The following is a 23,218-nucleotide window of genomic DNA, read 5'->3' on the forward strand; positions in this document are numbered from 1 at the left end:
AAAAAGCCGGAAGAGCATCGCTCTCCCGGCTTCGATCTTGAGGCCCTTGCGAAGATCAGGCGGCTTCGGTTTCCGTCGTGTGTGCCTTGCGGACTTCCTCGTCCGTCAGGATGCCGCTGGCACGCAGCAGAGCGGCAAAGCGACCATTGCTCTGGCTGAGCTCGTTGAAGCTGCCATTTTCGATGATGCGGCCGTTGTCCAGGAAGAGGACCATGTCGGCCTCGCGAACCGTCGACAGGCGGTGCGCAATGATGAAGGTCGTGCGGTTCTGGCGCAGGTTGTCGATCGCCGTCTTGACCCGGTTTTCGGTTTCGACGTCGAGCGCACTTGTCGCTTCATCGAGCACGAGGATCGGCGCATCCTTGAGGATGGCGCGGGCGATCGCTATACGCTGACGTTCACCACCCGAGAGCTTGTTGCCACGCTCGCCGACGCGGGTATCGTAGCCGCTTTCGCGGGTTTCGATAAAATCGTTGGCGGCGGCGGCCTGGGCTGCGCGGATCATTTCCTCCTGCGTCGCACCTTCGCGGCCGAGACGGATGTTGTCGCTGATCGAGCGGTTCAGCAGGCCTGCATCCTGGAACACGGTGGCGATGAAGCGGCGGAGCGACTTGCGGGTCACCTTGGTGATGTCGTGACCGTCGACGAGGATCTGGCCGCTCTGCGGATCGAAGACACGCTGCAGCAGGTTGACGAGCGTCGTCTTGCCGGCGCCGGTCGGGCCGACGATGGCGACGGTCTGGCCAGCCTTCACCTTGAAGGAGATGTCGTGCAGGCCCTGCGACGAGTTGGCGAAGCCGAAGGAGACATCGCGGAATTCCACTTCGCCCTTGACGTCCTTGATTTCGGCAAGGCCGGCCGGCTCTTCGCGGTCGCGAACCGAATCTTCCAGCGTGTAGAAGTCTTCGAGCTTGGCACGGGCTTCGAAAATCTGGTTGGCGAAGTTGCGCAGCTGCTCCAGGCGGCCGATCAGCACGTTGGCAAAGGCGATGAAGGTGATGAGCGCGCCGAGGCTCAGGCTGCCATCCTGTACGAGGACGGTACCGATCATCAGGATCGCCATCATGGCAACGGTCGAGGCCGTGCGGTTCAATGCGCCGGCAAGTGCCCACCAGTCGAGGACCGGATACTGAGCTTGCAGGAGGCGTTCGGTGAACGACTTCAGCGCCTTCGTTTCAGCTTCGATGCGGTTGTAACTATGCAGCACCGACACGTTGCTGATCGAGTCGCTCACATGCGAGAAGACGGTATTGTAGTGGCTTTCGACCGAGGTCTGGCCATCCTTCGTGCGGCTCATGACCAGACGGCCTATGAACCAGTAGAAGACGCCGAGCAGGACGAGGACTGCGGACAGGCGCAAGTCCATGGCCATGGCCGTCGGGATCATGATGACGAGCGCGACGGCGGTCGTGAGGTGGTTGCGCATGAATTCGAGCCACAGGCCGAACAGCGCTTCGCAGGCGCGCAGCAGCGTGTTCAGCGCGCTCGCCGTGCCGCGCTGGCTATGCCAGGAAAGCGGCATCGAGATGATGCGGCCGAATGCTTCGGTGAGCAGGGAGGCGCGGCGGCCATGGGCAAGGCGATCGGCCTCGCGGGACACCACGATGAAGGCGACAGCACTGAAGACGGCGAAGCCCGCCCACAGCATCATGGTCGGCGTGACGGCTTCCTTCTTGGCAATGGCGTCAAAGATGCGGCCGAACAGAACCGGTTCGTAGATGGTGGTCATCGCAAGCGCGATGTTTGCGATCACGACCATCCATACGCGGTATCGATACGCGCCAAGATACTTCAGGGCTCTTGCATAGACTTTGAACAGTGACACGTCAGGCACCCTCTGTGCATCAGCAAAACTCGGAATGCTGTGACACTACAGATCGGTACCTGAACCGGCGATTAACGGAATCTGAAGCTGTTTTTTAAGGGGAATTTCTCGCGTTAGACGCGTTGCCGCGGAAAGTGGTGCTATCGTTCGCCGCAGAAATATGACAGTTTGGGAATGAATCCACCGCCGCGTTCACCGTTACCTTTAAGTCACGCAAAGGACGGCTATTCAGGGTTGAACGGCAAAAAAATCGCCAAAGGCGTTCAATTTTGCGTCGGCCTGAGTATGTTGCCGCCGATTAAGCTCGGCTATGGGACCGGGTGAGCAAGATGGCAAGCTCGTCAGGCGATCATTCGGGCTGCGAGGCCAAGGGGTAACCGTGAATATCCATTCGCTAATACAATTGCTTGTCCTGATCGAGGAATCCAAGCTCGCGGAGGACGTCGTGGCCGAGCTCGAGCTCGCGCTTCGCTCCTATAAGTTCGATTTCTATGGCGTCTTGAAGCGGGCGCGGCCGAATGTCGATGTTGCGCATTTCATGCTGGCGGGTCGCTGGCCCGATCAGTGGCCGCTGACTTATGTCCGCAAGAGGTACATGCTCGTCGATCCGGTCGCGCGCTATGCGGCCCAGGCGCAACGCCCTTTCCGCTGGAGCGATGCCGTAGCGGCGCTGAAGAAGGACCCGCTGCGGCGGCGCATGGAGCAGATGATGGCTGACGCCCGCGCCAACGGGCTTGCCGACGGCTATCTCTTCCCGATCCATGGTCGCAACGGCCTGCTGGGAAGCATGACGATCGGCGGCGAGTCGGTCGATCTCTCTCCAACCGAGATTTCCGTTTTCGATGCGGTCGCCAAAAAGGTCTTCTGGCGACTTCTGGAGTTTCGAGACGAGGCCCAATACCTTGAGAGAGCGGGAGCGGCCGAGCTGAAACTGACCAAGCGTGAGATGGAAGTGCTCAGCCATCTGGCCGACGGCATGACCTCGATCGAGATCAGCCGGCTGCTGAAGATTTCCAATCATACCGTCGACTGGTACATGAACAGTATCCAGGACAAGCTGAAGGCCAGAAATCGGCAGCATATCGTGGCAATCGCCTTCAGAAACGGACTTATTCCATAAAGGCAACTATTTTGATGCCGGATGTCGCAGGAGAAATTGAACTTCCTGTGACAAGAAGTTAAGAATTCTCTTCGCGGGTGCAGCATTGCCCGTTTCGATGCCGTGAGGAGACAGCATTGCCCATTTCCAAGATCCTGGTTGCCAACCGTTCCGAAATCGCCATCCGCGTATTCCGCGCCGCCAACGAACTTGGCATAAAAACGGTGGCCATCTGGGCCGAGGAAGATAAACTCGCACTGCATCGCTTCAAGGCGGACGAGAGCTATCAGGTGGGTCGCGGTCCACATCTTGCCCGTGACCTCGGGCCGATCGAGAGCTATCTGTCGATCGAGGAAGTCATACGCGTCGCCAAGCTCTCCGGCGCCGATGCCATCCACCCCGGCTATGGCCTGCTGTCGGAAAGCCCCGAATTCGTCGATGCCTGCGATGCCGCCGGCATCATCTTCATCGGGCCTCGCGCCGATACGATGCGCCAGCTCGGCAACAAGGTTGCTGCGCGTAATCTGGCAATTTCGGTCGGCGTGCCTGTCGTGCCGGCAACCGATCCCTTGCCTGACGACATGGTGGAAGTCGCCAAGATGGCGGCTGAAATCGGTTATCCGGTCATGCTCAAGGCCTCTTGGGGCGGCGGTGGCCGCGGCATGCGTGTCATCCGCTCCGAGGCGGACCTTGCCAAGGAAGTGACGGAAGCCAAGCGCGAGGCGAAGGCCGCCTTCGGCAAGGATGAGGTCTATCTCGAAAAGCTCGTCGAGCGCGCCCGCCACGTCGAAAGCCAAATCCTCGGCGACACGCACGGCAACGTCGTGCATCTGTTCGAGCGCGACTGTTCGGTGCAGCGCCGCAACCAGAAGGTCGTCGAACGCGCGCCGGCCCCCTATCTCACGGAAGCGCAGCGCCAGGAGCTGGCCGCCTATTCGCTGAAGATCGCCAATGCGACGAATTATGTCGGCGCTGGCACCGTCGAATATCTGATGGATGCCGACACAGGCAAATTCTACTTCATCGAAGTCAATCCGCGCATCCAGGTCGAGCACACGGTGACCGAAGTCGTCACCGGCATCGATATCGTCAAGGCGCAGATCCATATTCTCGACGGTTTCGCCATCGGCACGCCGGAATCGGGTGTTCCACGCCAGGAAGACATTCGCCTCAACGGCCATGCCCTGCAGTGCCGCGTGACGACGGAAGATCCGGAACATAACTTCATTCCGGATTACGGCCGCATCACTGCCTATCGCTCGGCATCCGGCTTTGGTATCCGTCTTGACGGCGGTACCTCCTATACCGGTGCGATCATTACCCGTTATTACGACCCGTTGCTGGTAAAGGTGACGGCCTGGGCGCCGAACCCGCAGGAGGCGATCGCCCGCATGGACCGCGCGCTGCGCGAATTCCGCATCCGCGGCGTGGCGACGAACCTCACCTTCCTCGAAGCGATCATCACGCATCCGAAATTCCGCGACAACAGCTATACGACGCGCTTCATCGACACGACGCCGGAGCTGTTCCAGCAGGTCAAGCGCCAGGATCGCGCCACCAAGCTTTTGACCTATCTCGCTGACGTCACCGTCAACGGTCACCCGGAAACGCGCGGTCGTCCGGTACCTTCACCCAAGGTGGCGCAGCCTGTGCTGCCCTATATCGACGGCAATATCGCCGACGGCACCAAGCAGTTGCTGGACAAGCTCGGTCCGCAGAAATTCGCCGAATGGATGCGCGATGAAAAGCGCGTGCTGATGACCGACACGACGATGCGCGACGGCCACCAGTCGCTGCTTGCGACCCGCATGCGCACCTATGACATCGCCAGCGTCGCCGGCACCTATGCGCGCGCTTTGCCGCAGCTCTTGTCGCTCGAATGCTGGGGCGGCGCCACCTTCGATGTTTCCATGCGCTTCCTCACGGAAGACCCGTGGGAGCGTCTGTCGCTGATCCGTGAGGGTGCGCCGAACCTGCTGCTGCAGATGCTTTTGCGCGGCGCCAATGGCGTCGGCTATACGAATTATCCCGACAATGTCGTGAAGTATTTCGTTCGCCAGGCGGCCAAGGGCGGCGTCGATCTCTTCCGCGTCTTCGACTGCCTGAACTGGGTCGAGAACATGCGCGTGTCGATGGATGCCGTTGCGGAGGAGAACAAGCTCTGCGAGGCGGCGATCTGCTACACCGGCGATATCCTCAATTCCGCGCGGCCGAAATACGATCTGAAATATTACACGGATCTCGCTGTCGAGCTGGAAAAGGCCGGCGCCCATATCATCGCGCTGAAGGATATGGCGGGCTTGCTGAAGCCGGCTGCGGCCAAGGTGCTGTTCAAGGCGCTGCGCGAGGCGACCGGTCTGCCGATCCACTTCCACACGCATGATACGTCGGGTATTGCGGCTGCGACGGTGCTCGCTGCGGTCGATGCCGGCGTCGATGCCGTCGATGCGGCGATGGATGCGCTGTCCGGCAATACCTCGCAGCCCTGCCTCGGCTCGATCGTCGAGGCGCTGAAAGGTTCCGACCGCGATCCGGGCCTCGATCCCGAATGGATCCGCCGCATCTCTTTCTACTGGGAAGCCGTGCGCCATCAGTACGCCGCCTTCGAAAGCGATCTCAAGGGACCGGCTTCGGAAGTCTATCTGCACGAAATGCCAGGTGGTCAGTTCACCAACCTCAAGGAACAAGCCCGCTCGCTCGGTCTCGAGACCCGCTGGCACAAGGTGGCGCAGGCCTATGCCGATGCCAACCAGATGTTCGGCGATATTGTCAAGGTGACGCCGTCCTCCAAGGTCGTCGGCGACATGGCGCTGATGATGGTGAGCCAGGACCTGACGGTCGCCGATGTCGAGAACCCAGCGAAGGATATCGCCTTCCCGGATTCGGTCGTTTCCATGCTCAAGGGCGATCTCGGCCAGCCGCCGTCCGGATGGCCGCAAGCGCTGCAGAAGAAGGCGCTGAAGGGCGATAAGCCCTATACGGTCCGTCCCGGTTCGCTGCTTGCCGAAGCCGATCTCGATGCCGAGCGTAAAGTCATCGAGACGAAGCTCGAGCGCAAGGTCGACGATTTCGAATTCGCCTCCTACCTGATGTATCCAAAAGTCTTCACCGACTATGCACTGGCCGCCGACACCTACGGCCCGGTCTCGGTATTGCCGACGCCGGCCTATTTCTACGGTCTCAAGGAAGGCGATGAGCTCTTTGCCGAGATCGAGAAGGGCAAGACGCTCGTCATCGTCAACCAGGCGATGACGGCGACCGACGAGAAGGGTATGGTGACGGTGTTCTTCGAACTCAACGGCCAGCCGCGCCGCATCAAGGTGCCGGATCGCGCCCATGGCGCCTCCGGCAGCGCGGTGCGCCGCAAGGCCGAGACCGGCAATGCGGCTCATGTCGGCGCGCCGATGCCGGGCGTCATCTCAACCGTCTTTGTCTCGCCGGGCCAGGCGATCCAGGCCGGCGACGTGCTTGTTTCCATCGAGGCCATGAAGATGGAGACCGCGCTGCACGCGGAAAAGGACGGTACGATCTCCGAGGTGCTGGTGCGTGCCGGCGACCAGATCGACGCTAAGGATCTGCTCGTCGTCTATGGCGCCTGAGCGGCAAGTTGGGCTTATGAAGCCGTCCGTCGACTGAGATGCTGACTATCTTCTGCCGCAAAGCCTGACTGTTACGGTCGGTTTTGCGGCGGCAGTGCCTTTAACTCGGTTTGCGAGGGTCCCGATCGAGGAGGGCTGCCCAAAGGGCCACTAGCAGCGCGAGCGACGCCGATGCCAGCATCAGGGCGAAGAGCGTATGGATCGTTGGCGATCGCGCGATGAACAGCCCGCCGATCGAGCCGATGAGCGCGCCGCCGGCAATTCGCATGGCGGCGGCGAGGCCTGCTGCCGTTCCCACAGTATCCGACCTGACCGACATGGCGCCGCTATTGGCGGCCGGCATGGCCAAGCCGTTGCCTATGCCGATGAAGATGCAGGGGCCGAAGAGCGCCAGAACCTCCGTCATGCCCAATAGCGACAAGGCGAGCCCAATTGACAGACCGATGCAGGTCAGCAGCCGCGCGATGACGAGGATTGTGCCGATCGGGATTTTTGCGCCATAGCGGCCGGCGAGATAGCTGCCGACAATGAAGCCGGCGGGAACCATGCCCATGTAGAAGCCGAGCTTGGCGCTCGAGCCGCCGAGGGCATCGCCTATCGTGAGCGGTGCTCCGCCGAGGAAGATATAGAGCACGCCCATCGAGCAGGCCATGCAGAGCGTATAGGCCCAGAACCGACTAGAACGCAGAAGCAGGGCATAGGAGGCAAGATAGTTTCCGCGTGTAGCTGAGACGGACGCTTTCGATCCTTTCAGCTCGCGCAGGGACAGGAGGAAGGCGGCGCTACCGAAGCTCGCAAGGACGATGAAGCTTGCCTGCCAACCGAAAATCTCGTCCAGCGAGCCGCCGAACAGCGGTCCGACCATCGGTGCCAGCGCCCATCCCATGGCGAGATAGCCGAACTTGCTGGCGGCCTGGCGCTCGTCGGATGTTTCCTTGATGATGACGAGGGCGACGGAATAGCACGGGCCGATGCATGCCTGCATCATGCGGCACAGCAGGACGATGCCGATAGTCGGAGCGAGGACACAGCCCATCGAGGCGATGACGAAGATCGCGAGCGCCGTCAGGACAACCGGCCGGCGGCCGAACCGATCCGATAGCGCGCCGCCGATCGCCTCCAGAAAGGCCGTGACGAAGGAAAAGCCGGAAACCGAAAGGTTCACAAGGGCGAAATCGGCCTGGAATGCCGCAGATATCTTCGGCAGGGACGGCAGGATCATATTTACGGGCAGCACGGCAAGTGCCGAGAGCAGGACGAGGGTTATCAGCCGCGGCTGTGCGACGGTTGATGCGAGGGTCGGGTCTTCGGTTGATTGCCTGGCTGAATGGTCGATGCGGCTTTCGGTGCGCGTCATGGCCTTGTCCGTCGTGTGGATGGGAAGTCGAAGGGGATCTGACGAGACGCCGCCGGAATCCGGGCAATAAAAAAGGCCCCGTCAGGAGCCTGCTTACCGCGCATGGGTGCTTTCGCCGGATGGCTACGCCATCCCGCCCATGCGCCTTCCTACCACTACGATAACGAGTGCCGCGTTCATGGCATTAGAGCTAACCGCAAAGCCGCGCAGCGTCAATGCGCGGCTTGCCCCAACATCGGAGCTTTCGACCCAGGTCGGCGGCTCAAATGTCGTAGCTGTGGCCGGCATTCAGCGTCGAGATGAACTGCTTGGTCCGCTCCTGCGCCGGGGCACCGAAGATGCTGCGGGAAGAACCGGTCTCGACGATGTTGCCCGCTTCCAGGAACACGACATTGTTGGCAATCTTTGAGGCGAGGCGCAGATCGTGCGTTGCCATGACCATGGTCGTACCTTCGTTGGCGAGCTTGCCCAGGACATCGACGACTTCAGCCGCGAGTTCCGGATCGAGCGCCGAGGTGGGTTCGTCGCAGAGCAGTACGCGCGGCGAGGGGGCAAGCGCCCGGGCGATGGCGACGCGCTGCTGCTGGCCGCCAGAAAGCGTCGAGGGCCAGGCGTCGATCTTGTGGGCCATGCCGACCTTGGTCAAAAGCTCGACGGCACGGGCGCGTGCCTTGTCTGCCGGCCAGCGCAGCACGGTGGTCAACCCTTCCATGACGTTGCCGATCGCGGTCTGATGCGGAAAGAGCTGGAAATTCTGGAAGACCATGCCCGTCTGGCGGCGGATTTTCTGGATATCCTGCCAGGAGGGCTTCTTGCCCGGCTGGAAGGTGGCCGTCTCCCCGCCGATGCGGATCGTTCCGGCGGTCGGGATTTCCAAAAGGTTGATGCAGCGAAGCAGCGTGCTCTTGCCGCCGCCCGAAGGCCCCACAAGCGCCGTCACCGTTCCCTCCGGGATCATCAGGCTGATATCCTTGAGGATGACATTGTCGCCGAAGCGCTTTTCGATATGGGAAAGCTCGATCATGCCTGTGCCTCCAGTGTGCCGCCCGAGCGGGCGAAGCGGCGTTCGAGGTAACCCTGCAGCGTCGAAAGAAAGGTGCTGAGCACGAGATATATGATGGCGGCCTCGATATAGAGGATCAGCGGCTCATAGGTCGTTGCCACGATGCGCTGCGCGGCCTGGAACAGCTCCGGCACGGTGATGGCGGCGGCGAGCGACGTATCCTTGACCAGCGAAATGAAGGTGTTCGACAGCGGCGGCACGGCGACGCGCGCTGCCTGCGGCAGGATCGTGCGGCTCATGGCCTGGCGCCAGTTCATGCCGATCGAATAGGCGGCCTCCCACTGGCCCTTCGGCACGGAGGAAATGACGGCGCGGATGATTTCGGACGTATAGGCGCCGACGCTCAGCGTAAAGCCGATGATGGCGGCGGGAAAAGCATCGAGCAGGATGCCGAGGCTCGGCAGGCCGTAGAAGATGACGAAGAGCTGCACCAGAAGCGGCGTGCCGCGGATCACCCAGACATAGAAGCGGGCGATGGCAACGAACGGCGCCGGGGCAAATAGCCTGACGACGGCGGTGAGCAGGCCGAGCAGAAGGCCGAGAACGAAGGTGATCAAGGTGAGCGGGATGGTGAAGACGAGCCCCGCCCAAAGCAGCGTGCCCAGTGACTCCCACATCAGTTGCAGCCAATGCTCCAAGGAGAAGCCTTTCGATAACAGAATGCGTCCGGAGGTGACCCCGGACGCATCTTTTTCACAGTTTTATGTCCCTGCCTATGCCTTCTTACTTCGAAACGTCCTGCCCGAAATATTTCTTGGAGATCTTGTCATAGGTGCCGTCGGCCTTGATATCGGCCAGCGCCTTGTTGATCGCAGCAAGCAGTTCCGGCTCGCCCTTGCGGATGATGACGGCGGAGAAATCGGCATTGGCCTGCTGTGCGACGATCTTCACCGGCGCGTCGGGCTTATGCTTCTTGAAATCGAGGAAGGAAAGGCTGTCATTGATGGTCGCGTCGGCGCGGCCGGTCAACACGAGCTGGATCGACTGGTCGAAGCCATCGGTGCCGACGAGTTCGGCGCCGGCTTCGGTTGCGAGCTTGCCGAAGTTGCTGGTCAGCGACTGTGCCGCCTTCTTGCCCTTGAGATCCGCGAAATCCTTGATGCCGGTGTTGCTGTCCTTGACGATCAGCACGGCCTTGGAGGCGATGTAGGGCTCGGAGAAGTCATACTTCTTCTTGCGGGCTTCGGTGACGCCGACTTCGTTGATGACGGCATCGTAGCGGTTGGCATCGAGGCCGGCGATCAGGCCATCCCACTTGCCTTCCAGGAACTGCGCCTTGACACCGAGCTTGCCGGCGATGGCTTCCGCGATCTCGACATCGAAGCCGGTCAGCTTGCCGCTCTCGTCATGAAAGGTGAAAGGCGCATAGGTGCCTTCCGTGCCGACTTTGAATACGCCGGCCGATTGGATCGCCTTGAGGTTTTCGCCGGCATGGGCGGGGAGCAGGAACGCTGCCTGCACGAGGGCGGCGGCGGCAACAGTCTTCAACCAGTTCATCGTTTTTTTCCGTTTCTGGAGCGGTTTCATTCAATGTCGCATACATCGCAGAAAATTTGCACCGCGAAAGCGTAGAAAACTGCAAGATAAACGGGCAAATGCGAATATTTTTCTCAAGAAATTGCGAACGGAGCGTCGAGGAAGCCGCTGCTTCCGTTACCGCTAATAATTGCTGATCAATGTTGCGGTGCGGCATAGTGACAATTCTCAATGCTGCCCTATTATTCTTAATGCTGCCCTATTTCGTCATCTCATCGATGTCTTGGCGCGGCACCTTTCATTCCAGGCATGCGCATGCGCCTCCATTAGCGTGTCCCGGCAGTTTGCCGCGAGACACCGGCAGCAATCAAACTGCGATTCTACTAGAAATTCAAAGTGCAAAATTGATCTGACGCAGCCCGAAGAGGTGATGAATTGCCCGTCATTGCGCGCTGCCGGCCATGGCCGGTCATGAGGTTTGATGTCGCGATTGCGTTTCTTTTTCTGAGTTTATGTACATTCATGCCGTGCTTTGCGGCAGAAGCGATCGAGCGGCCATCGAAATGGATCGGCCGGGTTGCCGCCAGCGATGCGGCTTTCGGTTGGCCGGGCAGTGGTTTTGCGTTGCATTTTGAAGGCACGTCGCTCTCGGTTACCCTGGTTGATACCGGGAAAAATAGCCTTGAGGTCGAACTGGACGGCGTTCCCCAGCGCCTTGATCTGCAAGCGGGGCAGCACCGATACCAGCTTGCCGATGGCTTGCGGCAAGGCGCCCACGAGATTCGCGCGACGCGTCGCACCGAGGGATGGATCGGCGATACCATATTCGTTTCCGCCGAAACCGATGGGTCGTTCCTTCCCGCGGAAGCATCGGCCACAAAGCTGGTGGCAATCGGGGACTCCATTACCGCAGGCTATGGTCTCGAGGGTGTTGGTCCCGGATGTAAATTCAGCCCCGGAACGGAAAATCAATACCTGACATATGCCGCGGTCGCGGCGCGTAGCCTCGGGATGGAACTTACGACGCTCGCTGTTTCCGGAATCGGCCTTTCGCGCACAGGCAAGAATGCGAAAACCATGCTTGATGTCATCGACAGCGTGACGCCGTTGAGAAAGGGCGTGCCCGCCCTTCCTGACGAACGCGTTTCCGCGGTGGTCGTCAATCTGGGGACGAACGACTTTTCGGATAACAGGAATCCCAGCGATTTCATCGAGGAATACGTCAAGCTCATTTTCAGGCTCAGAAATCAGTTTCCAAAGGCCTATCTGTACGCCGCACTCGGCCCGATGATGTCCCAGAAGGATTTCGATGTGGCCGAGAAAGCAATCGAGGCCGTCGTCCAGGCGAGCGCCGCGAAAGGCGAAACTCGCCTGCGATATCTGAATTTACGCGTCAAACCGAAGGATTTCGGATGCGATTGGCATCCAAGCCGCAGCACCAATGCGGCTATGGCAACCTTGTTGGAACAAGCTATCAGAGCGGATTGGGGCCCTCATGATTAACGAACAGACGCTTTCCATTCGGCGGTCAAACTTGAAACAATTGGATTCTCTCCAGTTTCTTCGGTTCGTGGCCGCTTTTTCCGTCGTTCTCTTCCATTTCGGAAGCGGCCTTGCGATCGAATACCATCTCGATCGAAATTATTTCTTCATGGGTGCGACCGGCGTCGACGTTTTCTTCGTTCTCAGCGGCTTCATCATCAGCTACTCCTCCAATCCGGCGCGGGGACTTGTCTATTTCGCACGCAAGCGCATTGCCAGAATCGTTCCGCTCTACTGGCTGTTGACGTTCGTCGTCGTCTTGATTGCGCTTGTGAAACCCAGCCTGCTCAATTCGACGATCGTGACCATGGAGACGATCGTCAAATCTCTTCTTTTCGTCCCCTATCAGAAAAGCGGCGGCGCCGTGCAGCCGATCCTTTTTCTGGGCTGGACGCTTTGTTACGAGGTGTTCTTCTACATAATTTATGGCGCCTGTCTGATCTTTGGCGCCAGGGCAACCTGGTTTGCCTCCGCGGCCGTCCTCTTCCTGATCGCGCTGCATGAGATTTGGCCAGAGGGATCGGTCGAATGGCGTTTCTATACAAATCCGATATTGATCGAATTCGTTCTCGGCATGATGCTTCATAAGGCATATTCGGCATACAGCGCCTTCAGGAGCGGATCGAATATAGCCGCCGCTCTGCTCATTCTTCTGGCCTGCGGGGCTCATTTCTTCATCGTGACATTCGCCGGCCCCAGTCTTTTCGCCTCGAGCCTGCTTGCCGTCCTGCTCGTCTCGGGCTTCCTGCTGATGAGGATGCCAGCCGGGAGAATATGGGCCATTCTGGTTCTGCTGGGAGACGCCTCCTATTCGCTCTATCTCATCCATCCCTACACGCTGCAGCTTCCGCTCAAGCTGTTGGGCAAGCATCTCTCCCTACCCTTTGTGACCGGAATACTGCTGGTGGTCACGCTTTGCACGATTGGGATTTCGGTGGTGCTCCTCAAGTTCTTCGAGCGGCCGATGCAGGCTCTTCTGATGCGGCAGCCGAAACCCATCGAACAGACCGTCGCTCCAGTGGGGTGAAACCCAACGCTTCGGTACGGGCAGGAAGGATTGCTTGCGACGGCAATTGGGGGCATGCGTCTGCGGGAAACGCATTGATCCGACACAAGCTGCCGCTGCACGCGCTTTATCCGTTCGCTAACAGTGATGATGAACCCGGCGCTCAGGATCAGGATGGCAGCAGGGCGACGACCGCCAAGATCCACCCTGTCGTTCCGCCCGAAGTTGCCATGATGTCAAATCGACCCGGGGTCGTTCCAGAAGGCCAGCCAACAGCCCTCAAGCGAAGGAGAAACGAGCGGCTGCCGCACCCAGTCTTGGCTCGAAGAGCGACATTGGTTCGCCAAGCCAAGGGTCGTCTGGTAAGCTGCGGATGTATAAAATGGGGGCAATGCTATGTCCGACCAGCAAACTCAAAATAGCGGCGCAGCAATGGAAGGTGGAGGCTTCTACAACCGTAACTCCGCCATGCAGGCGAGCGGAATCGCGGCCCTGCTTTCTCTATGGGAAGCTGCATGCCTGACGGTTCATATTGACCAAGGTCCGCTGACTATCGTTGACTATGGCTCTTCCCAAGGCCGAAATTCGATGGCCCCGATGCGGATTGCGATAAACAGGCTGCGAGACAGGCTGGGGCAATCCGTCCCGATCGAAATCGTCCACACTGATCTTCCATCGAATGATTTTTCGGCCTTGTTTGAGGCACTTGCCTCAGACCCGGACAGCTACATGCTCGGAGCGTCCGATATCTTTCCTTCTGCAATTGGCCGATCGTATTTCGCGCCGTTGCTTTCTCCGCAGCGGGTGCATCTTGGCTGGACGACCTGGGCGTTGCAATGGATGAATACCGGCGCGATTGAAGCTCAAGATCATATTCTCGCTGGTATGAGCGCCTCACCATCAGTGGCTTCTGCAGTGGCGAAGCAGCAGGCAAGCGATTGGGAATGTTTTCTGCGGCTAAGGTCGCAGGAAATGCGGCCGGGTGCCAAACTCGTTGCGGGTTTTACCGCCCGCACGACGATCGACACTGGCTGGGAATGGCTTCTGGGAGAGCTTTGGTCGGCCGCCGGTGAAATGCGAAAGGATGGTTTGTTTTCCGAAGAAGAGCTGAACCGGCTCACGATACCAATCGGTCTCCGGTCTTTGGAGGATATCAAGGCGCCCTTCGTTCAATCCGGATATTACGCCGACCTGCGCCTGCAGCATCTCGATCTCGTTAAAGTGTCGGACCCTTGTTGGGAGGAGTTTGAAAGGAGTGGTGACAAAGCGACATTCGCCAAGCGTCATGCGGATATGACGCGAGCATGGTCTGGTCCCGTGATCGCCAGTCTAATCGCAGACTCTCGCAATCGCATCGAGCTCGTCAGCGATCTGTTCTCGCGTTTTGAGCGTCGTTTGTTGGAAAATCCTAGACCTCATCAACCCTATATGGCAGCGGTAGTGTTGTCGAAACGACCCTAAGCAAATGACCGCGATTAGCACGGAGCTGCCGCTCCGCCAGGACCGCAATTGCTAGCGAACCGCGAGCACGGCTAGCCGATACAACAGCAGGCAACGTGACGGACAGCCATTGTCCAGCTCTCCACCTCAAGCCGCCGCCGCCCGCCGCTTCATCCGTTCGCTGATAATGATGATGAACCCCGCGCTCAGGATCAGGATGGCGCCGATGAAGGTGTTGGGGCCGGGGATGTCGCCCCAGATCAGGTAGCCGAGCAGGAAGGCCCAGACGAGCGAGGTATATTCGAACGGCGCCAGCACCGAAACTGGCGCCTGGCGCATGCCTTCGAAAAGGGCGAGCTGGCCGGCGCCGGCGATGATGCCTGTCAATGCCAGCAGCACGATCTGGAAGGGCGTCGGTGTGTGCCAGTGGGCGATCGCCATGCCGGCGGTTAGGATGATGAACAGAATGTTGGAGACTGCCATCTGGATATGGCTCTTTTCGTGCAGCGCGGTCTTGCGCAGCAGCACCATGCCGCTTGCCCAAAGGACGGCGGCCTGCAGCGCCAGATAAACCGGCCAGGAAATCGATAGCCCCACGGGGTTGGAGGCGATCACCACGCCGCAGAATCCGACGCCGACTGCCATCCAGCGGGCGACGGTGACTTTTTCACGCAGCACGATGGTTGCGAGGATAGTGCCGACGATCGGTGCTGCATAATAGAGCGTCGTCACTTCGGCGAGCTGCAGGTAGGAGGCTGCCGAGTAATAGGAAATCCAGGCGATCAGGATGATGACGCTGCGCAGGATCATCGGCTTGATGATCGGCGAGCGCGCCACTTTCTGAACGAGCGAGGGGCCTTCGAAGACGAAGCAGCCGGCAAGAATGGTGCAGCTTCGGATGAACAGCACCTGCCAGACGGGGATGGAGGTGACGAGCAGCTTCACCGCCGAATCGTGGGCGGTGAACAGCATGTAGGCAAACACCGTAAGCAGGATGCCATAGCTGATGGAGTTTTTCACGGGGATGCACCAGAGGATGACCCGACTCGAGGCCGGCCAAAGAATCTTTCTGGTCTCAACCGATAGGAGCCTAATTTTACGCCGTCAATAGGACTTTTTATCAGGGTGACGCCCGGCAGTGTTATTTATTCGGGGTTGTAGCGCCATCGTCCCCACTTTAACAGACGGAGACGAAATGTGACTTACGCGGCTTTTTCGATTGTTGAGATTTCAATCGATTTAAATAGACTGCGACGCAGTTTGGGAGGAGTTTTTATGGACAACGGAACGAGACTGGAGAGTTTGAAGGAGCGCAGGAGCCCATTTTTCACCAAATCGCGCGCAGCCGTCTCGCTGATGTTCTTGATGAATGGCTTCATGGTCGGCTGCTGGGCACCGAAAATTCCCGAATTCGCCGAGCGGCTGCAACTGACGAAATTCGAGCTTGGGTTGATGATCCTCGTCTTCGGCGTCGGTTCACTCGTGATGATGCCGCTTGCCGGCGCGCAGATCGCCGTGCGCGGTTCGCGCGTCGTCGTGCGCGCCTTCGCGGTGCTGCTGCTGCCGATGATCCTGGCGCTGACGCTTGCGCCGAATGTCTGGACCGCGGCCGTCGCTCTCTTCCTCTTCGGCGGTTTCATCGGCGCCATGGATGTGGCGATGAACGCCAATGCCGTCTCGGTCGAAAAATCCATGCGCCGGGCGATCATGTCCTCCTGCCACGCCTTCTGGAGCCTTGGCGGCCTTTTGGGCGCGGCGATCGGCGGGCTCTTGATTTCGCGCTGGGGCATTCTCGGTCATGCCGAGGCCTCGACCGCGATTGCCGTGCTTTTGGTCGCCATTGCCTGGCCGATGGTGCTTGGCGATCAGCCGCATCACGATGAGGCCAAGCCGAAGGCAAAGCTGCCGATGATTCCGCTGCCGTGGCTGCTCGGCATCGTTGCGCTGTTCTGCATGGTGCCGGAAGGCGCGGTCCTGGATTGGAGCGCTCTCTATCTCAGCCAGGAAAAAGGTGCGTCGGTGGCGCTATCGGGTTTCGGCTACGCCGCTTTCTCCGCCACCATGGCGACCATGCGCTTTGCCGGCGATTTCGTGCGCGATTGGCTGGGCGCCATCAGAACGCTGCGCATCTGCACGGTATTTGCCATCGTCGGCATGCTGACCGCGGCGCTGGCGCCGAATGCGGAGATCGCCATTCTCGGCTTTGCGCTCTGCGGCATCGGCATTTCCAACATGGTGCCGATCGCCTTTTCCGCTGCCGGCAATATCCCTGGCCTGCAGCCAGGGATCAGCATTTCCGTCGTCACGACGCTCGGCTATTCCGGCATGCTGGTCGCGCCGTCGGCCATCGGTTTTGCCGCCGAGCATGTCGGCTTCTCACCGGTCCTGATGACGCTGCCGGTGCTGCTGCTCGTCGTGCTAGCCTTCTCGTCGCTCGCGCGCTACGCCGACGGCATCGGGGATGCGAAGCATTAATTTCGTCGCTTTTGCTCGGTAACGGCTAAACTCCGTCCGATCAAAAGAGATCGCCGGAGCGGTTGACAACGACCGCTTCGTGATCCACCTGAAAGGCACCCATTTTCGAGGCCTGCGAGAGTTTTCCATGTCGTCCGCCACCGATTTCGATCCGAAACCGCGCCGTTCCTCCGTTGCCGTCGATGTCGGCGGCGTGATCGTCGGCGGCGGTGCACCCGTCGTCGTGCAGTCCATGACCAATACCGATACGGCCGATATCGATTCGACCGTCGCCCAGGTCGCTGCCCTCTACAAAGCCGGCTCCGAGCTGGTGCGCATCACCGTCGATCGCGATGAAAGCGCTGCCGCCGTGCCGAAGATCCGCGAGCGGCTGCTGCGGCTCGGCATGGACGTGCCGCTGATCGGTGATTTCCATTATATCGGCCACAAGCTGCTCGCCGATCATCCGGCCTGCGCCGAGGCGCTGGCGAAATACCGCATCAATCCCGGCAATGTCGGCTTCAAGGACAAGAAGGACAAGCAGTTCGCCGAAATCATCGAGATGGCGATCCGCTACGACAAGCCGGTGCGCATCGGCGTCAACTGGGGCTCGCTCGATCAGGATCTCTTGACCGCGTTGATGGACAAGAATGCCGCCGAAGGCTCGCCGCTCTCGGCCCGGCAGGTGACGCGCGAGACGATCGTGCAGTCGGCACTGATCTCGGCCGATCTTGCCGAAGACATCGGCCTGCCGCGCAACCGCATCATCCTGTCGGCCAAGGTCAGCCAGGTGCAGGATCTGATCGCCGTCTATTCCATGCTGTCGGAACGTTCCGACCATGCGCTGCATTTGGGCCTCACCGAGGCCGGAATGGGCTCGAAGGGCATCGTCGCCTCGTCCGCCGCCATGGGCTATGTACTGCAGCATGGCATCGGCGATACCATCCGCGTTTCCTTGACGCCGGAGCCGAATGGCGACCGTACCCGCGAAGTGCAGGTGGCGCAGGAACTGCTGCAGGTCATGGGCTTCCGGCAGTTCATTCCCGTCGTTGCGGCATGTCCGGGCTGCGGCCGCACGACGTCGACGGTCTTCCAGGAACTGGCGCAGAATATCCAGAACGACATCCGCAAGAACATGCCGATCTGGCGCGAGAAATATCCGGGCGTCGAAGCGCTGAACGTTGCCGTCATGGGCTGCATCGTCAACGGTCCGGGCGAAAGCAAGCATGCCGATATCGGCATTTCGCTGCCCGGAACCGGCGAGACGCCGGCGGCTCCCGTCTTCATCGACGGCCAGAAGGCTATGACGCTGCGCGGCCCGAACATTGCCTCCGATTTCGAGGCGCTGGTAACCGATTATATCGAAAAGCGGTTCGGCCAGAAGACCGTCGCGGCGGAGTGATCCGCCGCTTAAAGCGAGGCAGTATCAGATATTGCTCGTCAGCAGCTTGATGCCGGCAAAGCAATAGAAGCCGGCCATGGCGCCCTCGATCCAGCGCCGGGCATTGCGATATACTTTCAGCGCATGCGATGTCGAAAACAGGATCGCATAGCCCATGAACACCAGAAAACCGGTCGTGCAGCAGACGGCGATGATCAGCACGGCCACGGAAGCGGGCGCGCCCTGCGGCATGCCGAGCGCAATGATGGCGAGCCAGGCGAAGATCGCCTTCGGATTGGTGACGTGAATGCCATAGCCGCGCAGGACCAGCGACCTGAAGCTGGGCGTTTTCGGGCCTTCGGCAGCGGTCGGCAGCTCGCCGCCGGCACGCACGGCACGGAATGCCTTGTAGGCGAGATAGAGCAGGTAGATGCCGCCGAAGATCTTCAGCAGCTCCAGCGCCATCGCATAGGTCTGCAGCAGCGTTGCGAGACCTGCCGCTGCGGCAATCGCCCAGGTCATCGATCCCCCGAAAATCCCGAGCGAGATGGACATGCCGGCCTTGCGGCCATGGGTCATCGAGGTGCCGATGATGGCCATGATGGCGGGGCCGGGACTGGCGACGGCGATGAGGTAGGCGATATAGGCCGGCAGGATCTGGGGCAGATAGGCAAGGGTCTCGTGCATGGAAGATTTCCCGGGGGGTGTCGGCCGGCGCGAAGAATTCTGCGTTGTCGGCCAACTCGGATCGGCAACTTGTCATAAAACACGGCCGAAATCACCCGGCACAATCATGGATTCTTGTGATGGTGACATTTCATGGCTGAATGGATGGCCATGGCTGAACGGGCATGGGCCGGTAGCCGTTGCCGAGTGGATGGGCTCACCCTCGGGCAATGCCATGAAGGTGCTTAGGGATCAGTTTCTACGGTTTGCGACGAAGCGGGCGGTTTCCGTCAGGACATCCGCCTTGTCGCCATAGCCGGACAGCACGTCGGCAGCGTCGTTCACCAGCTTCGCGAGCGTCGTTTCGGCCCACTCCTGGCCGTGCAGGGCGACCAGCGTACCCTTGCCGCGGCTGGCATCCTTGCCGGTTGCCTTACCCATGGTGGCGGCATCGGCGGTGAGGTCGAGAAGATCGTCGGCGAGCTGGAAGGCAAGGCCGATCTTTTCGCCGAAGATCCGAAGGCGCTTGCGGTCCTCGGCTGAGGCTCCAGCGATGATGGCGCCGGCCTCGCAGGCAAAGCGGATCAGTGCGCCGGTCTTCATTGCCTGCAGCGTCGTTATGCCATTTTCATCGGGCGTTTCCTTCTCCGCGGCGAGATCAAGCGCCTGGCCCCCGGCCATGCCGCCAATGCCAGCCGCACGCGACAGCGCCAGCACGAGTGCCATTTTCCGATCCGCCGGTAGCTCCGTCTCGGGGGCGGCGATAATGTCGAAGGCATAGGTGAGCAGGCTGTCGCCCGCCAGGATCGCGGTTGCGTAATCGAAGGCGATATGCACGGTCGGCTGGCCGCGGCGCAGGTCGTCGTCGTCCATGGCGGGAAGATCGTCGTGGACGAGGGAATAGCAGTGCACGCATTCGAGCGCTGCGCCGACCCTCAGTGCCGCCTCGGCATTGCCGCCGAGAAGCGCCGCCGATTCCGCGACAAGGAAGGGACGCAACCGCTTGCCGCCGTTCAGGACGCCGTGGCGCATCGCCCTCAGCAGCCTGTCGGGGCGGACGATCTCGTCATTCAGGCTGCCGTCGGCGAGAAGCCGGTTCAGCAGAGCTTCGGTCTTGCCGGCATTGTCCTTCAGGCGGTTCTCGAACGAGGAATGGGTGCTGTCCATGGGCGCTGTTTGGCATGAGAGGCCGTTGCTGGCAATGACAATTGTCGACGGTGGGGTGGGAATTGCGCCGCGCTCTGGTCATCGCTTTATGTAGACGGTATGACGGGATGCAGCATCAGAGCGTTTCCCGGATGCATTAAGGGGTTGTACCGGGATGGAGCGATCGTGGACGTCAGGCACTTGGACATATCGACTGATAATGAGGAGGAGGAAGCCGAGGTGCCGCAACGCTCCTCCCCGTTGGCGCGCTTCAAAGCAAGGCCAGTTTGGCAGCGCGTCGTCCTCGTATTGATTGGTGTCCTCCTGCTGCCTTATCTTTTCATCGTCTTTTATCTGCTGCCGTTCGTCCAACCCGTTTCCACCCTGATGGTAGGCGACGCCGTTACCCTTCAGGGATATGACCGCCGCTGGGTTCCGCTCGATAAAATCGCGCCGGTGCTGGTGAAATCCGTCATGGTCTCGGAAGACGGGCAGTTCTGTTTTCACGGTGGTGTCGATTGGGGCGAGATGCGGGCGCTGGTCCAGGAAACGCTGCGCGGCAGGTCCACGCGCGGCGGCAGCACGATCCCGATGCAGACGGTGAAGAACCTGTTTTTATGGAACGGCCGCTCTTTCGTACGCAAGACGCTGGAATTGCCGCTGGCGGTTTCCGCCTCGGCCGTCTGGTCGAAACGCCGGATGATGGAGATCTATCTCAATATTGCCGAATGGGGACCGGGCATTTACGGCATCGAGGCGGCGGCGCGCTACCATTTCAAGGTGCCGGCCTCTAAGCTCACGGCACGTCAGGCAGCCCTCCTCGCCGTATCGCTGCCGAACCCGATCGACCGGGTGGCGAGCAGGCCCGGACGCGGGCTCAGCCAGCTCGCTTCGCTGATCCAGCGCCGCGCGCGCAACGCCGACGCATACATCAAATGCCTTTATGACTGATATCAGAACTTGTCGTTCGATCGGCTTGTCGTCATCTGGCATTCTTGACCGTGACGTAAGGGCGATATGAATCATTTCAAGAATTCTTTCCCTTCAGAGTCCGGCACTGAAAAGGAACATGCGATCGTGGACAAGCTCACGCTTTATATCGGCAACAAGAACTATTCGTCCTGGTCGTTTCGGCCATGGATTGCTCTTGAAGGGTGCGGCATTCCCTTCGAAGAAGTGCTGATCCCTTTCGATTTTCCAGCCGGAAACCCGCGCATTCGTGAGGTGTCGCCGACGGGCAAGGTGCCGATGCTGGTTCACGGCGGCTTCAAGGTATGGGAATCCTTCTCCATCATCGAATATGCGGCCGAGCTTTTCCCGGACGCCGGGCTTTTGCCGAGAGATCGCCAGGCGCGTGCGCTGGCGCGATCCTACAGCATGGAAATGGTTTCCGGTTTCAGCGCCCTGCGCAACTTCTGCCCGATGAACATGCGCCGTCCGGTCGCCCGGCGCGATCTCCCCGGCGGAGTGATGGAGGACGTGGCGCGTATCGAGGCCATCTGGCGCGAGGCGAGAGCCTTTTCTGGCGGGCCTTTCCTGTTCGGGAATTTTTCCGGCGCGGACGCCATGTTTGCCCCCGTCGTCAGCCGTCTGGAGCGGTATGACATCGCGGTTGCGACGGATACGCGGGACTATATGGTGGCCATGAAGGCGCTGCCTGCCTGGCAAAAATGGGAGGAAGCTGCATTGCAGGAAACATGGACCGTGCCGGAGGACGAGGACTGACCCGGTCTCGAATATCCGCGAATCTGGTGCGATGGGCAAAAAATGCTATTAGGGACTGGTCAAAGCCCGTCAAGCCATGTATAAGCCCGCCCAATTTCCGAAATTGATGCATGTCTGTTTCGGCCGCCTTGCTGGCCGTGGATATGTGTCGTCCGTACATGGAGTAACGAGAATGGCTGTACCGAAGAGAAAAACGAGCCCGTCCAAGCGCGGTATGCGCCGCTCTGCTGACGCCCTGAAGGCTTCGACCTACGTCGAAGACAAGAACTCCGGCGAACTGCGTCGTCCGCACCACATCGACCTGAAGACCGGCATGTATCGCGGTCGTCAGGTTCTGACGCCGAAGGAAAGCGCATAATCTAGCGCTTCCTTGATGGCACATGAATAAAAGGCTGGCGGTTCGCCGGCCTTTTTTTGTTTTGATTGGGTGTGTTAGTGGGACGAAGTGGCTGCGCTTGTGCCGAAGCTCTGATACCCCCTTTGTCCCTTCAGGACATCTCTTCCACAAGGGGGAGGTTGGTAACTCGCGGCACTGTCTCGCCTCAAGCTACAATCGCATCTGCAGAAACCAAATCAGGTTACTTGCCAGGGCGGAGCGACATATTCCCAACAATCTCCCCCTGGTGGGGGAGATGTCACGACAGTGACAGAGCGGGTGAAAACTCTCCAAGGATTCAGGAGCGCATCGCCTGATTTCAAAGGCTATCCAGCTTGTTCTGCATGGCGCGGAGCTGTTCCTTGAGCTCGTCGATGTCCTTGGCCTCGGCCTTGCGGCTTTCCTTGGCCGGCGGCTGCATGAAGGGCGAGAACATCTGCATGGCCTGCTGAAACATCTCTGTGTTGCGGCGGACCTGCTCCTCGACCATCTTGATGGGGAGTTGAAGGTTCTTGCCGAGCGGCGTCTCGCCGAAAGCGCGATTGATCTGCTCGCGCATCTGCGTCTGCTGCTCGGTAAAGGCACGCATGGAGTGCTCGAGGAAGCTCGGCACCACCATCTGCATCTGATCGCCGTAATAGCCGATCAGCTGGCGGAGGAACGAAATCGGCAGCAGCGTGTTGCCGGTCTTTGATTCCTGTTCGAAAATGATCTGTGTCAGGACCGAATGCGTAATATCATCACCGCTCTTGGCGTCCTGGACGATGAATTCCTCGCCCTTCTTCACCATCTCCGCCAGGTCGTCCAGCGTCACATAGGTGCTGGTGCCGGTATTGTATAGGCGGCGATTGGCGTATTTCTTGATTACGATCTGGCCCTCATTCTTTGCCATTTATCAGTCTCCTGGCCCCGTCTGATTGTATGGAATATTCCTCCACTCCGGAGTGTAGACGCAAAAGAAGCTTGGTGACAATCGGTTTGTGCGATGCGGCAAGGCCTTTCCTTTGATTGGATTTTTTGAAGGCGGTGACAGCTTCGTGAAATCTGTACGATGAAAATTCTT

General features: G+C 59.8%; 19 protein-coding genes. 10 read left to right on the forward strand and 9 right to left on the reverse strand.

Translation table 11 applies throughout. The features are described 5' to 3' along the window. Positions 1–55: 55 nt before the first annotated feature. The gene (locus FHT85_RS17900; RefSeq protein ID WP_112398136.1) at positions 56–1,825 is read right to left on the reverse strand and encodes a glucan ABC transporter ATP-binding protein/ permease; all 1,770 of its coding nucleotides are present in this window, start codon (positions 1,823–1,825) and stop codon (positions 56–58) included. 379 nt (positions 1,826–2,204) lie between these two features. Between FHT85_RS17900 and FHT85_RS17905 the strand changes: the two genes are divergently transcribed. Continuing rightward, the gene (locus FHT85_RS17905; protein WP_112410973.1) at positions 2,205–2,945 is read left to right on the forward strand and encodes a helix-turn-helix transcriptional regulator; all 741 of its coding nucleotides are present in this window, start codon (positions 2,205–2,207) and stop codon (positions 2,943–2,945) included. Positions 2,946–3,061: 116 nt separating this feature from the next. Beyond that, the gene (pyc, locus tag FHT85_RS17910) at positions 3,062–6,523 is read left to right on the forward strand and encodes a pyruvate carboxylase (RefSeq protein ID WP_112410948.1); all 3,462 of its coding nucleotides are present in this window, start codon (positions 3,062–3,064) and stop codon (positions 6,521–6,523) included. A 100-nt stretch (positions 6,524–6,623) separates the two neighbouring features. On the opposite strand, the gene FHT85_RS17915 is transcribed toward pyc, so the two are convergent. From FHT85_RS17915 to FHT85_RS17930, 4 genes are all read right to left on the reverse strand, one after another. Continuing rightward, positions 6,624–7,880 carry an MFS transporter gene (locus FHT85_RS17915; RefSeq protein WP_112410949.1) on the reverse strand — a complete coding sequence of 419 codons (1,257 nt, stop codon included), beginning with the start codon at positions 7,878–7,880 and terminating at the stop codon, positions 6,624–6,626. Between the two features lie 262 nt (positions 7,881–8,142). Then, the gene (locus tag FHT85_RS17920; RefSeq protein ID WP_112336166.1) at positions 8,143–8,904 is read right to left on the reverse strand and encodes an amino acid ABC transporter ATP-binding protein; all 762 of its coding nucleotides are present in this window, start codon (positions 8,902–8,904) and stop codon (positions 8,143–8,145) included. Next, positions 8,901–9,581, reverse strand: coding sequence for an amino acid ABC transporter permease (locus tag FHT85_RS17925; RefSeq protein WP_015341657.1), 681 nt, complete (start codon positions 9,579–9,581; stop codon positions 8,901–8,903). The genes FHT85_RS17920 and FHT85_RS17925 overlap by 4 nt, the downstream gene beginning before the upstream one ends. An 85-nt stretch (positions 9,582–9,666) precedes the next feature. Then, positions 9,667–10,440, reverse strand: a complete 774-nt coding sequence (locus FHT85_RS17930) for an amino acid ABC transporter substrate-binding protein (protein WP_112410950.1) — start codon at positions 10,438–10,440, stop codon at positions 9,667–9,669. Between the two features lie 414 nt (positions 10,441–10,854). Between FHT85_RS17930 and FHT85_RS17935 the strand changes: the two genes are divergently transcribed. The 3 genes from FHT85_RS17935 to FHT85_RS17945 all read left to right on the forward strand — a co-directional run bounded on the left by FHT85_RS17935 (position 10,855) and on the right by FHT85_RS17945 (position 14,428). Beyond that, positions 10,855–11,922, forward strand: a complete 1,068-nt coding sequence (locus tag FHT85_RS17935; protein WP_162709657.1) for an SGNH/GDSL hydrolase family protein — start codon at positions 10,855–10,857, stop codon at positions 11,920–11,922. 31 nt (positions 11,923–11,953) lie between these two features. Further along, entirely contained in the window at positions 11,954–12,988 is a 1,035-nt protein-coding gene (locus FHT85_RS17940) for an acyltransferase family protein (RefSeq protein ID WP_162709659.1), read from the forward strand. Positions 12,989–13,363: 375 nt separating this feature from the next. Continuing rightward, positions 13,364–14,428 carry a class I SAM-dependent methyltransferase gene (locus FHT85_RS17945; RefSeq protein WP_246780022.1) on the forward strand — a complete coding sequence of 355 codons (1,065 nt, stop codon included), beginning with the start codon at positions 13,364–13,366 and terminating at the stop codon, positions 14,426–14,428. A gap of 126 nt (positions 14,429–14,554) precedes the next feature. Here FHT85_RS17945 and FHT85_RS17950 read toward each other — a convergent pair whose 3' ends face one another. Beyond that, positions 14,555–15,427: a DMT family transporter gene (locus FHT85_RS17950; RefSeq protein ID WP_112410952.1), complete on the reverse strand. Its 873-nt coding sequence runs from the start codon at positions 15,425–15,427 to the stop codon at positions 14,555–14,557. A 255-nt stretch (positions 15,428–15,682) separates the two neighbouring features. Here FHT85_RS17950 and FHT85_RS17955 point away from each other — a divergent pair, with 255 nt between their 5' ends. Then, complete coding sequence (locus FHT85_RS17955; RefSeq protein ID WP_112410953.1) at positions 15,683–16,882, forward strand: MFS transporter; 1,200 nt, start codon at positions 15,683–15,685, stop codon at positions 16,880–16,882. A gap of 127 nt (positions 16,883–17,009) precedes the next feature. Beyond that, positions 17,010–18,263 carry a flavodoxin-dependent (E)-4-hydroxy-3-methylbut-2-enyl-diphosphate synthase gene (ispG, locus tag FHT85_RS17960; protein WP_112410954.1) on the forward strand — a complete coding sequence of 418 codons (1,254 nt, stop codon included), beginning with the start codon at positions 17,010–17,012 and terminating at the stop codon, positions 18,261–18,263. 24 nt (positions 18,264–18,287) lie between these two features. Here ispG and FHT85_RS17965 read toward each other — a convergent pair whose 3' ends face one another. Both FHT85_RS17965 and FHT85_RS17970 read right to left on the reverse strand, forming a co-directional pair. Beyond that, the gene (locus tag FHT85_RS17965; protein WP_112410955.1) at positions 18,288–18,929 is read right to left on the reverse strand and encodes a LysE family translocator; all 642 of its coding nucleotides are present in this window, start codon (positions 18,927–18,929) and stop codon (positions 18,288–18,290) included. A 231-nt stretch (positions 18,930–19,160) separates the two neighbouring features. Then, a complete protein-coding gene (locus FHT85_RS17970; RefSeq protein WP_112410956.1) occupies positions 19,161–20,075 on the reverse strand; it encodes a polyprenyl synthetase family protein in 915 nt (304 codons plus the stop codon). A gap of 99 nt (positions 20,076–20,174) precedes the next feature. Between FHT85_RS17970 and mtgA the strand changes: the two genes are divergently transcribed. The 3 genes from mtgA to rpmF all read left to right on the forward strand — a co-directional run bounded on the left by mtgA (position 20,175) and on the right by rpmF (position 22,137). Continuing rightward, positions 20,175–21,005, forward strand: coding sequence for a monofunctional biosynthetic peptidoglycan transglycosylase (gene mtgA, locus FHT85_RS17975; protein ID WP_409527337.1), 831 nt, complete (start codon positions 20,175–20,177; stop codon positions 21,003–21,005). Between the two features lie 126 nt (positions 21,006–21,131). Continuing rightward, entirely contained in the window at positions 21,132–21,779 is a 648-nt protein-coding gene (locus tag FHT85_RS17980; RefSeq protein ID WP_112410977.1) for a glutathione S-transferase family protein, read from the forward strand. Positions 21,780–21,951: 172 nt separating this feature from the next. Next, positions 21,952–22,137, forward strand: coding sequence for a 50S ribosomal protein L32 (gene rpmF / locus FHT85_RS17985; RefSeq protein ID WP_006724402.1), 186 nt, complete (start codon positions 21,952–21,954; stop codon positions 22,135–22,137). Positions 22,138–22,474: 337 nt separating this feature from the next. Here rpmF and phaR read toward each other — a convergent pair whose 3' ends face one another. After that, positions 22,475–23,047: a polyhydroxyalkanoate synthesis repressor PhaR gene (phaR, locus tag FHT85_RS17990; RefSeq protein ID WP_112336177.1), complete on the reverse strand. Its 573-nt coding sequence runs from the start codon at positions 23,045–23,047 to the stop codon at positions 22,475–22,477. Between the last annotated feature and the right edge of the window lie 171 nt (positions 23,048–23,218).

Source organism: Rhizobium sp. BK312 (assembly GCF_014193605.1).
Classification (GTDB): domain Bacteria; phylum Pseudomonadota; class Alphaproteobacteria; order Rhizobiales; family Rhizobiaceae; genus Rhizobium.

Bases quoted from the DNA above. Each gene is read 5' to 3' on its own strand.
- FHT85_RS17915 (WP_112410949.1), bottom strand. From the start codon at position 7,880: ATGACGCGCACCGAAAGCCGCATCGACCATTCAGCCAGGCAATCAACC.
- FHT85_RS17920 (WP_112336166.1), bottom strand. From the start codon at position 8,904: ATGATCGAGCTTTCCCATATCGAAAAGCGCTTCGGCGACAATGTCATC.
- FHT85_RS17930 (WP_112410950.1), bottom strand. From the start codon at position 10,440: ATGAACTGGTTGAAGACTGTTGCCGCCGCCGCCCTCGTGCAGGCAGCG.
- FHT85_RS17945 (WP_246780022.1), top strand. From the start codon at position 13,364: ATGTCCGACCAGCAAACTCAAAATAGCGGCGCAGCAATGGAAGGTGGA.
- FHT85_RS17955 (WP_112410953.1), top strand. From the start codon at position 15,683: ATGGACAACGGAACGAGACTGGAGAGTTTGAAGGAGCGCAGGAGCCCA.
- ispG (WP_112410954.1), top strand. From the start codon at position 17,010: ATGTCGTCCGCCACCGATTTCGATCCGAAACCGCGCCGTTCCTCCGTT.
- FHT85_RS17965 (WP_112410955.1), bottom strand. From the start codon at position 18,929: ATGCACGAGACCCTTGCCTATCTGCCCCAGATCCTGCCGGCCTATATC.
- FHT85_RS17970 (WP_112410956.1), bottom strand. From the start codon at position 20,075: ATGGACAGCACCCATTCCTCGTTCGAGAACCGCCTGAAGGACAATGCC.
- mtgA (WP_409527337.1), top strand. From the start codon at position 20,175: ATGACGGGATGCAGCATCAGAGCGTTTCCCGGATGCATTAAGGGGTTG.
- rpmF (WP_006724402.1), top strand. From the start codon at position 21,952: ATGGCTGTACCGAAGAGAAAAACGAGCCCGTCCAAGCGCGGTATGCGC.
- phaR (WP_112336177.1), bottom strand. From the start codon at position 23,047: ATGGCAAAGAATGAGGGCCAGATCGTAATCAAGAAATACGCCAATCGC.